Annotated in this window: 8 protein-coding genes and 1 pseudogene; 2 read left to right on the forward strand and 7 right to left on the reverse strand. The window is 66.5% G+C overall.

The annotated features are described in order from the left end of the window. Positions 1–36 precede the first annotated feature (36 nt). Complete coding sequence (locus MNOD_RS14745) at positions 37–2,283, reverse strand: cation:proton antiporter domain-containing protein (RefSeq protein ID WP_015929715.1); 2,247 nt, start codon at positions 2,281–2,283, stop codon at positions 37–39. Positions 2,284–2,597: 314 nt separating this feature from the next. Here MNOD_RS14745 and MNOD_RS46575 point away from each other — a divergent pair. After that, positions 2,598–2,903, forward strand: a pseudogene (locus MNOD_RS46575) (AmpG family muropeptide MFS transporter); the annotation flags it as partial. A gap of 131 nt (positions 2,904–3,034) precedes the next feature. On the opposite strand, the gene MNOD_RS14755 reads toward MNOD_RS46575, so the two are convergent. From MNOD_RS14755 to MNOD_RS14780, 6 genes are all read right to left on the reverse strand, one after another. Next, on the reverse strand, positions 3,035–4,135 hold the full coding sequence (locus MNOD_RS14755) for a branched-chain amino acid ABC transporter substrate-binding protein (RefSeq protein ID WP_043748761.1): 1,101 nt from the start codon (positions 4,133–4,135) through the stop codon (positions 3,035–3,037). Positions 4,136–4,371: 236 nt separating this feature from the next. After that, positions 4,372–6,432, reverse strand: coding sequence for a hydantoinase/oxoprolinase family protein (locus MNOD_RS14760; protein WP_015929718.1), 2,061 nt, complete (start codon positions 6,430–6,432; stop codon positions 4,372–4,374). 8 nt (positions 6,433–6,440) lie between these two features. After that, complete coding sequence (locus MNOD_RS14765) at positions 6,441–8,087, reverse strand: hydantoinase B/oxoprolinase family protein (RefSeq protein ID WP_015929719.1); 1,647 nt, start codon at positions 8,085–8,087, stop codon at positions 6,441–6,443. An 89-nt stretch (positions 8,088–8,176) separates the two neighbouring features. After that, positions 8,177–9,097 carry a LysR family transcriptional regulator gene (locus MNOD_RS14770; protein WP_015929720.1) on the reverse strand — a complete coding sequence of 307 codons (921 nt, stop codon included), beginning with the start codon at positions 9,095–9,097 and terminating at the stop codon, positions 8,177–8,179. 155 nt (positions 9,098–9,252) lie between these two features. After that, complete coding sequence (locus tag MNOD_RS14775) at positions 9,253–9,957, reverse strand: sigma-70 family RNA polymerase sigma factor (protein WP_015929721.1); 705 nt, start codon at positions 9,955–9,957, stop codon at positions 9,253–9,255. Between the two features lie 1,037 nt (positions 9,958–10,994). After that, a complete protein-coding gene (locus tag MNOD_RS14780; protein ID WP_015929722.1) occupies positions 10,995–12,206 on the reverse strand; it encodes an ABC transporter substrate-binding protein in 1,212 nt (403 codons plus the stop codon). A 115-nt stretch (positions 12,207–12,321) separates the two neighbouring features. On the opposite strand from MNOD_RS14780, the gene MNOD_RS46580 reads away from it, so the two are divergent. Next, entirely contained in the window at positions 12,322–12,516 is a 195-nt protein-coding gene (locus MNOD_RS46580; RefSeq protein WP_157091469.1) for a hypothetical protein, read from the forward strand. Positions 12,517–12,843: the final 327 nt, after the last annotated feature.

Here is a 12,843-nt window from a genome sequence, read left to right on the forward strand (position 1 = left end):
GCTGTGTCTGACCCAGCAGCCATCACGTAACTCACCTCAGCTCGCCAGAAACATCACGGAGCGGTCCGACGCTTCGAGAACAGCGTCCGCCACGGGACCAAGCGCAAGGATCTCGCCGGACCGCCGAGTGACCCCGAGGACCAGCAGCGTGTGTTGGCCGAGACGGGCTTGTCGCAGCACGGCATCACCGACCGTGATGCCGCTCCTGGCCATCGTGCGGAGGGCAACACCGTACCGGTCAGCCAGCGTCGCTGCCTCTTTCAAAACCGCTCCATCGCCCCGCCGCAGCCCTGCCCAGCGGTTCAGTCGCCGTGACGGCTTGCCTGCACCTTGCTCGCTGGACACGTGGAGCGCCGTCACGGGCGTGCCCGACGCGCGTGCCAGCGTGAGCGCAACCTCAAGCCCGCGCCGCGAGATCTCCGTTCCGTTGATCGGGACCAGGATATCGAGGGGGGCTTCCTCAGGACGCAGGATATGCGTCCCGCGTGCGGCAACGATGGCCAGAGGTCCCTCGAAACTCCCCGCCACGCGCGAGACGACCGCGTTGAACCCCCCGCCCGGCCCGGTGGTCGGCTCGATGCCCACGACCAGCAGGTCGTAGCCTTTGCGCGCCTCCTCGGCCACAGCATCCTCCAGCGGCGTCTCCGGCGATTGCTCCAGCACATCGAGCCCCGGAGCAATCTGTCCGACCTGCTCCGCCGCACGGGCCTGCACGGCCTCTGCCGTGCTGCGCACGACACCAGGGAGATCAGTTCTCGGCGTGCCGGCTGCGTCCGTGCCGGACCCCAGCCGGATCACCGTGACCGGCATGCTGCGCGCGCCTGCGATCAACCCGGCAAGCCGCGACGCGAAGCGGCCTTTGGCTGTCTGGTCGGCGGTGACGAGAAGCCGCTCCAGATTCGGTACGAAGCCGCGCTCTTCGAAGGCCTCGCGCTCAAGCCGCTGGCGCTCGGCCTCGTCGAGGGGAAGCCGAGCCAAGGCCCAGCGCAGCATCGGCGGCATGGCGAGCGTGGTGATCACCGCCATGGCCACGATCATCGTGAACAGGTTCTGAGACAATGCCCCGATCGACAGGCCGATGGTCGCGACGATCACCTCGGTCGAGCCGCGCGCGTTCATCCCGCAAGCCAAGGCGAGCGCCTCGCGTGAGTGCAGACGGCCGAGGACGCCTCCGGCGAAGGCACCGGCGAACTTGCCCAGGCTCGCGACCGCCACGAGTGCCACGGTCAGGAGCAGGAGATGCGGGTCACGCAGGACCGTCAGATCCGCGCTCAATCCCGCAAGGCCGAAGAAGACGGGCGCGAACAGGGCCGTGATCAGGCCACGGAGTTGTTCGTCGATCTGGCGGGTCAGGATGGGCGATTGGCCGACCAGGAGGCCGGCCATGAAGGCGCCCAGCACGGTGTGTACGCCAATGGCGTGGGTGACGAGCGCCATCAGCCCCATGATCACCAGGATGGCGGTGATCACCGCCGCCTCGCTGACAAGATTGTCGTTCGTCCATCGGATCACCAGAAAGACGAGCCGCTGACCGAGCGTGAAGCTCAGAACCAGGAACAGCGCCGTACCGACCAAGCTCTGGCCGAGGCTCCAGAGGTCCACCTGCCCGTGCAGGGCCAGGCTGAACGTGATCGCGATGATGACCCAGCCGATCGTGTCGTCGATGATGGCCGAGGCAACAATGACCTGCCCGACCTTGCGGCGCAGGAAGCCCATTTCGCGCACCACCATGGCGACGATCTTGACCGAGGAGATCGAGAGCGCCGTGCCGAGAAACAGAGAGGTGATGAGGCGAAGGTCGGGCTTGGGGAGGAGGGAGGCCGGCAGGAACTCGCCCAAGGCAAAGCCAAGCACGAAGGGAATAGCGACGCCCGTGACAGAGACGCTGAGTGCGGCGTGCCGTACTCGGCGCACGAGGGCGAGGTCGGTCTCCATGCCGGTCAATAGGAGGAGAAGCAGGATGCCGAGCTGCGAGACGGCGTCGAGCATCGCCTTCTGTTCCGGGCGTGGCGGGAAAAGGCTGTGCTGCAGGTTGGGCAGGAGGGCACCGAAGACGGACGGCCCGAGGAGGATGCCAGCCATCAGCTGGCCCATGATGCTTGGCTGGCCAAGGCGCTGCATGAACTCGCCTAGAAGGCGTCCGGACACGAGGAGTACAGTGATCTGTGCCAGGAAGATGAGCTCGGACGCATGGCCGGCACCGGCCTCGCCCGCCGCTTGGGCGGCCAGCGGCCACCATGCCAACAGGCTCACCGCGCCGATCGCAAGCTGCCCCACCCTCATGCCTATTCGCTCCAACTCTCGTCAGGCACCAACGTGCGAAGCAGCAGCTCGGGTTGAAAGAATTGGAGCTTCCCGAGCTCTGGGCGTGAGCGCCCTCTCACAGGTTGTGAAGGTCGCGCCCAAAGCCTCTGCCGGGCAACTCACGTGGGAAGGAAAGCCGAGGAGATCCCCTTCTTGAATCCCCGGAGCCGATCCGTGTGCTCAGACGTTGTAGCTCGCCCGGTGGCGCGGTTGTCGCTCGGCCCCTTGGTTCACGCTCATCACCACTCAGGCATCCGGTACTTGTCTGGCGAAGATTGAGAATCAGCGGCAGCATGCATGGCAGCTCCGGACAAGGCAGCGCTCAGACGCGGCTCTCGCTTCACCACCTGCTCTTCGACCGGAGCCTCGCGTCCATGCTGGGCCTCGGCTTCAGCTCCGGCATTCCCTTCCTGCTCGTCTACGCAACGCTGTCCGCGTGGCTCTGGGAGGCGAAGGTCCCGCTCGGCACGCTTGGGCTGATGAGCGAGCTGACGCTGGCCTACAAGTTCAAGTTCGTCTGGGCGCCCTTCCTCGACCAGTATGACGCGCCCCTGTTCAGCCGCTGGCTGGGCCGGCGCCGTGGTTGGATCATCGTCTCCGCGAGCGGACGTTCAACTGTCGAGGCCGGAATAATTGCTCATGTTCCGACAGCAGTCCTTCGCGAGGCGTTCAGGATCACGCCTCGCGTCTATTTGCCAATTCAGAATGCCAGGCTGGGAACGGATCAATATTAATTGGATTGACTGAAATCTCCATTTGACCAGCTGTAAAGAACGTAACCTGGGGCGGAAATATCTCCCTTTCTGTCGAAGCCAACCGAACCCAGTATCGTTTCGAAAGTCTTGGACTTCAGGGTGCGGTCGATCGCCTTGGGATCGACCGACTTTGCGTCGCGGGCGGCGGCGGCGAGGACCTGGACGGCGGTGTAGCCGTAGAGCGTGAATCCTTCCGGGTCGATGCCCTGCGCCTTGAAGCGATCGACCACGGCCTTCGCTTCGGGCCGCTTGCGGGCATCGGGGTTGAACGTCATGAGAACGCCATCGGACGCGCTGTGCGCGATAGCCGAGAATTCCTTGCTGGCGATGCCGGAGGTCCCGATCCACTGGGGCTTATAGGCCTGTTCGGCCGCCTGGCGGACGAGCGTTCCCATCTCCTGATGGTAGCCACCGAAATAGACGACGTCGATGCCGGCCGATTTCAGCCGAGTGATGACGGACGTGTAATCGCGCTCGCCCGGCGTGATCGCCGTGAATAGCGTCTCCTTGATGCCGAGTCTGTTGAGATTCGCCTTCGTCGAATCCGCGAGGCCGCGGCCAAAGGGCTGATTGTCGTGCAGGATCGCGACCTTCTTGCCGGGAAAGCGTTCGGCGATGGTCCTGGCGGCAAGCTCACCCTGCTGATCGTCGCGACCGCAGACGCGGAAGATTCCGGCAAGGCCCCGCTCGGTCAGTTTCGCCACGTTGGCGGAGGGAGTGATCATCACGTCCCCGTTCTCCGCATAGATCTCGGAAGCCGTCATTGTCGCACCCGAGCAGACATGCCCGACGATCAGCCGCACTTTGTTCTGGAGGAAGCGGTTCGCCACCGACACGGCTTGCTTGGGATCGCAGGCATCGTCCTGGACATCGATGACGAGCTTCTCGCCGTTAAGACCCCCATGATCGTTGACGTCCTTCACGGCCGCGTTCACGCCGTTGAGCACCTGGTCGCCAATCGCCGCGACCGGTCCGGTTCGCGGCACGACCACGCCGACGACCACGTCCGCCCGGACGGCCGTCGACGACAGCAGAGCAGCGAGCAACCACAAACCTGACCGCGTTCTCATGGCCATCCTCTTCAAAGACCGCTGACGATGCGACGGCTCCCGACGGGTCGGCCGCGTCAGCATCACCCCTCGTCGGGCAGCGGATGCTGGCGGAAGCGCGCCCGCTCGGCGTGTCCAGCAGGGGGCGAAGGCGTTCGATAAATCAAATACGACTTCGATATGTGATCATACCCGGCCGTTGATAATGAGGCGCGAGACCGCGTCTGCCTGCGCCTGGATGGCGGCCATGGCCCGCGGACCGGTCACGCTCCGGGCCGCAGCCTGATGTCGAGCCAGCCGAAGCGGTCGGCGGTCAGGGTGTCACCCTCGCCGAGGACGACTGTCGTCGTCTCGGCTTCGATCAGGGCCGGTCCCGTCAGCCGGCATCCGGCCTTCAGCGCCTCGAAGGCGTAGACCGGCACCTCCCGCCAGCGGTCGAAGAAGGCGCGCCGCATCCGGACAGGGCTGATCGGCCGATCATCCGCAGGCGCCGCCTCGGCCGGAGCGACCGCCTCGACCGCCCCGACGGCCGCGACCTGCACGTTGACGAGGACCACCTCCTGGCCCGGCGAGGCGTAGGTGTAGAGCTCCTCGTGACGCCGGTGGAACCGCTCCGTGAGCGCGGCGACGGAACCGGGCGCGGCGAGGTCCAGCCCGTCGAGCGGGACATCGACCTCGAAGATCTGCTCGCCGTAGCGCATCTGGGCCGACCGCTCGAGGCGGATCGGACCGTCGAACCAGGCCCGGAGCCGCCCGGTCGCCTCGGTCTCAAGCGGCCGGAAGAGGGCGGCGAGCGCCGACGGATCGAGGCGCGCGGTGTCGGCCAGGTGACTGCGCGAGACCTCGTAGCGCAGATCACCGTTCAGCATGCCCCATGCCGACAGGACCGAGGCCATGGCAGGCACGATCACGCGTCCCACCTCCATCTCCCGTGCGACCTCGACCGCATGAAGCCCCGCCGCGCCGCCGAAGCTCAGGATGGCGAAGCCGCGCGGATCGACGCCGCGCCGCAGGGTCATCAGCCGGATGCCGTCCGCCATCTTGAGATTGACGAGCCGGTAGATGCCGGCCGCCGCCTCGTCGCGCGTCGTACCGAGCCGGGCCGCCAACCGATCCATGACGGCGATCGCGCCGGCCTCGTCCAGCCTGCGGCGCCCGCCGAGGAAGTGGTCGGCATCGAGATAGCCGAGGAGCAGGTTGGCATCCGTGACGGTCGGCTCGGTCCCGCCCTGGCCATAGCAGACGGGGCCGGGCTTCGAGCCCGCGCTATCCGGCCCGACCTGCAGGATCCCGCTTGCGTCGACGCGAGCGATCGAGCCGCCCCCCGCCCCGATGCTGATGATGTCGAGGCTGCGCAACGCAATCCGCTCCCCTGCGAGGCCGCCGGCTGCCGAGAGGGCGATCGACCCGTCCGCCACGAGCGAGATGTCCGTCGAGGTCCCGCCCATGTCGAACGGGATCAGGTTGCGCGCGCCCGTGAGCGCCGCGACGTACCGGCTTCCGGCCACGCCGCCGGCCGGCCCCGACAGCACGGTCGCGGCCGCGAGCCGGGCCGCCTCGCGCAGCGGCACGACACCGCCCTGCGACAGGATGATGAACAGCGCCCCCTCGAAGCGGATCTCCGCGAGACGCCGTTCGAGGCTCGCCAGGTAGCGCCGCACGGCCGGGCCGACATAGGCGTTGACGACCGTGGTCGAGACCCGCTCGAATTCCTTGATCTGCGGCAGCACCTCGCTCGACAGGGTGACGTAGGCGTCCGGCATCAGCGCGGCCAGCCGCTCGGCGGTGCGCCGCTCATGTGCGGGGTTGCGATAGCTGTGCAGGTAGGCGACCGCGACGGCCTCGACACCGGCGCTCCTGAGGCGCGCGATCTCCGCGTCCAGCTCCGCCTCGTCGAGCGCGGCCAGGACCGTGCCGTCATGGGCGACGCGCTCGGTGACGCCCCGGCGCAGCTGGCGCGGAACCAGCGGCTCGGGCGGAGGCATCAGGAGATTGTAGCGATCGGGCTTCAGCCCTTCGCGCATCTCCAGCACGTCCCGGTGGCCCCGGGTCGTCAGCAGCCCGACCTTCGCGCCCTTGCGCTCCAGGAGCGCGTTGGTGGCGACCGTGGTGCCGTGCACGATGCGGTCGGTCGCCGAAAGCAGGCCCGCGAGGTCGACGCCGAGGCGGTCGGCGAGGTCGCCGAGGCCGGTGAGGACGCCGACCGACTGATCCTCCGGGGTCGAGGGCGTCTTCACGAAGGTGAGCGTTCCCGCGTCGTCCACGCAGGCCAGATCGGTGAAGGTCCCGCCAACGTCGATGCCGATGCGATAGGTCTTGGACATGGCGGGGCTCAGGCTCGCTCGTCGCTCAGTTCACGATCCCGGTCGCGCTGCCGGGCGGCGGGATCCCGCCGCTCCGGCGGGCCCCAGCCTCCGCCTCCGGCCGAGCGCACCTCGAGCCGGTCCCCGGCCTCGATGCGGATCCCGAACTCCTTGGTGCGCAGCGTCCGCGCGCCGTCCCGCGAGACGATCCGGTAATCGTGCGGCCGGCCGTCCTGCCCACCGAGCATCCCGGCCGAGCCGTGGCGCGCGCCCTCGCCGGCTGTATGGGCATAGGCCGGCACCTCGACGACGAGGTCCATCGACGTGCCGAGCCCGCCGCGGTGCTGTCCGTCGCCGCCGGAGCCCGGCCGGAACTCGTGCGTCTCGAAGCGGAGCGGGAACCGCGCCTCGGCGACCTCGATGCTGCCGAACTTGATGCCGCCGACCGAGTGCCATTCGCCCGCGGCCGACCAGCCGTCGCCGCGCGAGGAGGCCCCGCCGCCCGGACGGGCGTGGAACATGTGCCAGATGAACGGCTTGCCCGTGCGCGGGTTGTCGCCCGTGATCGAGATGCGGAAGCGCCGGCTCCAGCCGCCCATCGCCCGCTCCGGGCAGGCTTGGCTCAGCGCCTTCACGATGGCCTCGACGATCTCGTTCGCCGGGTGGGTGGTGCAGAGCGTGACGGGCGCCGTGTCGTCCGCCCACACCACGCTCCCCTGGCGTGCCCTCACGGTGAGCGGCCGGAAGCAGCCATCGTTCTTGGGGATGTCGGGATCGATCAGGTAGGCAAAGGCCATCGCGACGGCCGCCTGCATGTTGGCGTGCGACGAATTGGCGAAGCTCGCGGATTGCGGATCGCTCTCGCTGAGGTCGACCGCGACGTCCGAGCCGCGCTTGGTAACGGTCGCAACGATTCGGACGTCCTCCCGACCGCGCCCATCGTCATCGAGGAAGGCCTCTCCGCGATAGACGCCATCGGCCCAGCCGGCCACCACCGCCCGGGTCTGGCGCTCGGCCCCGTCCAGGATGGCCTCGACCGCCTGATCGACGCGGTCGGCCCCGACCTCGCCGAACAGGCGCGCGATGCGCTGCTCGCCGAGATGGGCCGCCCCGACCATGGCGGCGAGGTCGCCCCGGAAGTCCCGCGGGAAGCGCACGTTGAGGGCGATGAGGTCGAGGACGTCGTCCCGCAGCGTTCCGGCATCGTAGAGCTTGAGCGGGGGGATGCGCAGCCCCTCCTGCCAGATCTCCGTCGCGGCCGGGTTGTAGGCGCCGTGGGTGGCCCCGCCGATGTCGCTCACATGGGCGCGCACGACGGCCCAGTAGCGCCGCACGCCCTCCCCGAACACCGGCACGAAGGCGGTCACGTCGGGCAGGTGGGAGCCGCCGGTCGAGGGATCGTTGAGCAGGATGACGTCGCCCGGCCGGATACCGCCCCGGAACTTGTCCTCGACGGCGCGGACGGCCCAGGGGAGGGCGCCGACATGCACCGGGATGTGGTCGGCCTGCGCGATCAGCCGGCAACCGGTGTCGCAGATCGCGATCGAGAAGTCGCGGCTCGCGTTCAGGATCTGGGAATAGGACGTGCGAAGCATCGCCTCGCCCATCTCCTCGACGATCGCCGACAGCCGGTGCTGGACAACGGAAATGGTGATCGGATCGAGCGGACCTGGCACGGTTCGGGCCTTCTTCGACGGGGCGCGTGGAGCGTCTGGTAGCAGCCCGGCCGCGACGGGATCCAATACGCGTTCGATATCCTATTATCTCAGCGCCCCTCGTCGGCGGGGACGGATGGGCCGGGCGCCGCGTACCGGGCCTCGTCGATGACGGAGACCAGCTCCTCGGCGAGGCGGACTGCCTTGTCGCGCGACCAGACGGCGTAGAGCTCGACGGCGGCGCAGGGATCGAGGAGGGGCCGGAACACCACCCGTTCGAGGGCAAGGCGCCGGGCCGACCGCGGCACCAGAGCGAAGCCGAGGCCGGCCGAGACGAGCGCCAGCATCGTGGTCATCTGGGGCGCCGATTCGAGCGTCTCGGGGACGTAGCCGGCCGTGCGGCAGACATGGATGATGAGGTCACGGAATCCAGGCGCCTCGGCCGGATCGAAGATGATGAGAGCGGTGCCGTTGAGGTCGGCGAGCCTCACGCCCTCGACACCGGCTTGCGGGTGATCGCCAGGAAGCGCCACGACGAAGGGGTCTTGGTGGACGAGGCGGACGTTCAGCCGATCATCGAGGACGGGCGGCCGGACGAAGCCGATATGGATCTCCCCACGCTCCAGCGCCGCGATCTGCTCGGGCGAGGACATCTCGCGCAACGAGAGGCGGATGTCGGGCCAACGCGCCCGGAAGGCGAGCAGGACAGGCGGCAGGAACTCCATCGCGGCCGAGCCCGTGACGCCGATGACGAGATGCCCGTCCTGCCCCTGGCCGGCCCGGCGCGTGGCAGCCTGAGCCCGGCTGACATGATGGAGGATCTGACGCGCCTCGCGCAGGAGCGTCCGGCCGGCGGCGGTGAGTTCGATCGGTCGCGTGCTCCGATCGAAGAGCGTCACCTCCAGCTCGTCCTCCAGCGCCTTGATCTGCTGCGAGAGGGGCGGCTGCGCCATGTTCAGCAACTCCGCTGCGCGCCCGAAATGCCGCTGTTCGGCCAGCACGACGAAGTACCGCAGGTGACGCAGGTCCATGCCTGGTTCCGCTCCGAAGGGGGCAGCGGACCTGCCCCCGCTGTGAGCGCACGCGACCACAGCCGCGGCCGGCGGTCAACGGGCCCGGGCGGACGGCACGCCATCGCGCCTCACGCGCAGTCTTGGCTATGCGCCGTGAGGTCGCCGGGCATGGCTCAGGCTGGACTGGCGCGCTCCTGCGGCCAGAGCGCGCCGGCGAGAAAGGAGCGCGCGCGGCTGACCCGGCTCTTCACGGTGCCGACCTCGCATCCGATCAGCTCGGCCGCGGCCTCATAGGTGAGCCCCTGGGCCGCGACGAGGATCAAGGCCTCCCGTTGCAGCGGCGGCAACTTGCCGAGATGGTCCCAGACCCGGCGAAGGTCGCAACTGGCCTCCTGCGCGGCCGGCGCCACGACCTGGCCCGCCTTGACGCCATCGACGTCCTCCACCTCGCGCCTGCGTTTGCGGCAGTCACCGTAGAACTGGTTGCGCAGGATGGTGAACAGCCACGCCTTGAAGTTCGTGCCGGGCTCGAACCGGGCGCGGTGCTCCCAGGCTCTGAGCAGGGTCTCTTGCACCAGGTCCTCGGCCCGTGTGGGGTTTACGGCAAGGGACAGGGCGAAGGCATGCAGGGCCGGGACGGCTGAGAGAAGGTCGTTGCGGAATGTCGTGTCGGCCTCGCCTTCAGGGAAGGCGTCGGTGAGCCGGGTGATGAGGTCGAGCAGCCGGGTCGATGGCTCGACCTCCAGGACCGTGGCGTACAAGGCCCGCAACTCGGACCCAAGGTGCTTCCGAACTGAGCGAGACAGGCGGGGAGCAGATGTCCGTCCGTCCGAGTGCGTGCGGGGTGCAGCCGCGATTCGAAGCGTTGCCGGTGCCATTCAGTCTCCTGCCACCTCCCGGTGAAGCCGGTCTGGAATGATCTGGAACGTCCGCGCAGGAGCATCCTGCATACCGATGCAGTACGTCCCCTGACGGTTCATTGCGGCGATCCGATAAGTACGGAGAAGGTCATGCCCTGAACGCCCAGGGCAGTTTCAAGCTGCGCAATGAGCTTCAGAAAGCATTTCGGCGATTCCCCTTGCGTACTCGATGCGTACATGGTCCGCATCTGGCTACCCCGATGCTAACCCAGGAAGAAGGGGACGCGGATCGGGTGCGCTAGCATTCGGCTTCCTGGCCCTCTTCCAGCCGGAACACCTCAGAGCTCGTGAGTGGAACGCCATTGCGGCTTGATCTCCATCACTTCGCCGGTGTACAGTGAGTTCATAATAGATTGTTGCTGTATGGAGATCAAGATCCGGGGTGCCTCCCTTGGGCAGACACTGGGAGAGCAACGACGACCGGCTGGGGGCGGCTAGTTATAGGTCGACCGAAGATGAGGTGAAGTTCTAGAGTGTACTCGCGCAGATACAGGAGTCAAAAACCATGTCTGATGCCGTCAATTCGAGCATACCGATGGAAATTCTGTCCCGGGATAACGCTGCGTCTCAGGTCCGCGCTCACGCCCGCAAACGACTTCTGGAGCTTGCCCGCAGGATCGGGAAGAAGACTGATCTTGACGAGTAGCAGAGGGTCCCCGCAGCAGCGTGGGGGCAGGAGTCCGGCGGTATGGGCAAATGATGCTCCCGCTCCCAGCCTGCCAGGCTCGGAGCCGATGGCGGCTGTGACGCCGGCCGTCTTAGAGCCGTGCCCGTTTCAACCGAAACGGGCACGGCTCTAGGGGCCGCCGGAGCGACGCGGATGGGCCTTGGCCATCGTCCCCGGTGACTTGAGCGTCGCGGTCGCGCTCAGCGTGCCGCCGCGCGCCCTGGTGGGCGCCCACCCGGCTGACGCATGATCTTCGTTGCGGTGACCCTGATCGCCGCCCTGGCGGCTGCCGGGCTGGTGGGGGCCTCGCGGCCTCGGCGCACTGCAATCAGCTCTTGCCAACCAGGGGACAACCACCCTCGCTGAGCGGACGGAACGCCTGCTCACCTGGGATCGTCTCCAGCAGTTTGTAGACGTCCCACTCTCCCTTCGACTCCGACGGCTTTTTCACTTCAAACAAATACATATTATGGATCTTGCGGCCATCCGCCCGAATGTATCCCTTGCCGAAAAGAGGATCGTCGGTTGGGTTGGACTTCATCCAAGCCATTGTGACTTGAGGATCCTTCGAGTTGGTGGCCGCAATTGCCTTGAGGTAGTGCAGCAGACCGGCGTATACGCCAGCTTGGTTCATCGTTGGCATCTTACCATCGTTACGCCTCATAAAGCGCTCGGAGAAGGCCCGGGTCTCTGGGGTGAGATCCCAGTAGAACGACTCCGTCAATGTTAACCCCTGCGCCGTCTCAAGCCCAAGCGAGTGAACATCGACCACGTAAATAAGCAATGCCGCGAGCGTCTGGCCGCTCTCTGTCAGACCAAACTCGTGCGCCTGCTTGACAGCGTTGATTGTGTCGCCGCCGGCGTTTGCAAGCCCAACGACCTTTGCCTTTGAGGCTTGAGCTTGGAGGAGAAACGAGGAGAAGTCGGAGGACGGGAACGGAACACGTGATGCACCCAAGACCTTGCCACCATTCTTCTCGATGACAGCCGTCGTGTCGTTCTGGAGTGCAAGCCCGAAGGCGTAATCTGCGGTAAGAAAGTACCAGGTATTGCCGCCGCGCTTGAGCATCGCCTTGCCGGTGCCGTTCGCTAGCGCGACCGTATCGTAAGTCCAATGGATCGTGTTAGGCGAACAGGCCTTGCCCGTGAGATCCGCAGTACCCGCACCGGAGTTGATGAAAATCTTGTTCTTCTCACGCGTGACTTGGTTCACAGCCAGCGCCACAGAGGAGGTTGGCACGTCGAGAATTGCGTCGACGCCATCTCGGTCGTACCAACCACGGGCGATGCCAGCACCAACATCGGGCTTATTCTGATGATCGGCGGAGACAATCTCGACGTGAACATCCCTGCTGGTCCTAGCAAAGTCCTCGACAGCCATCTGCGCAGCTATGACCGAACCCTTGCCGCCAGTATCAGAGTACACGCCGGACATGTCATTGAGCACACCAACCTTCACATCAATTTCCGCGTGCCCCGGCGTCATCATCGCGACCAATAGTCCGGACGAAATAAGCAGGCTCGCTAGGCTCGCTCGCATGATATCCTCCCTGAAGTGTCCGGCTTGACTGTTTCGGATCGGGCCAGAAGGAACGTACCTCATCAAGCCAGGAAATGGCAGCAGCGATGAGCCGCGTACTCCTATATTGGAGACGGTGCAGTCCCGGCCTACGGCAATCGTCATCACCCCGCCGGCCTCGCGGCGGCTCACCACGGTCGAGAACGTGCGCCGCGATCTGGGGCTCGGATCGGTCCCGGCTGACGCGCAGATCAAGCGCCACATCGCGGCGGCGTCCTCACGGGCAGCGTCCTACTGCAACCGCGTGTTCGGGCTCGGGCGTATCCTTTGACAGCTGGCCGGCGATCGTCATCGGCATCACGGCCGCGATGGCGGGCGCCCTCGTCCCGCTGAACAGCTTCATCAAGACGCCACTCGACTATCGGTTGGAGGCGAAAAAGGCCGAAACCGGTCGTTGAGACGGGCGGCAAGACTTGGTTCTTCCTCACCTCGGATTTTGCCTTCGGCCATGTGGCTTCAGTTTTCGTCCGGCAAATCAAGTCGCTTGGACATGAGTGTTGCAGCAATAACAAGCCAAGCCCGGCGTGCATCCGCAGGCTTGGCAGCAAGGCTGCGATTCAGTTGCAACAACTCGGAATGCGGCTCAGTATGCAATCGC

Source organism: Methylobacterium nodulans ORS 2060 (assembly GCF_000022085.1).
Lineage (GTDB): Bacteria > Pseudomonadota > Alphaproteobacteria > Rhizobiales > Beijerinckiaceae > Methylobacterium > Methylobacterium nodulans.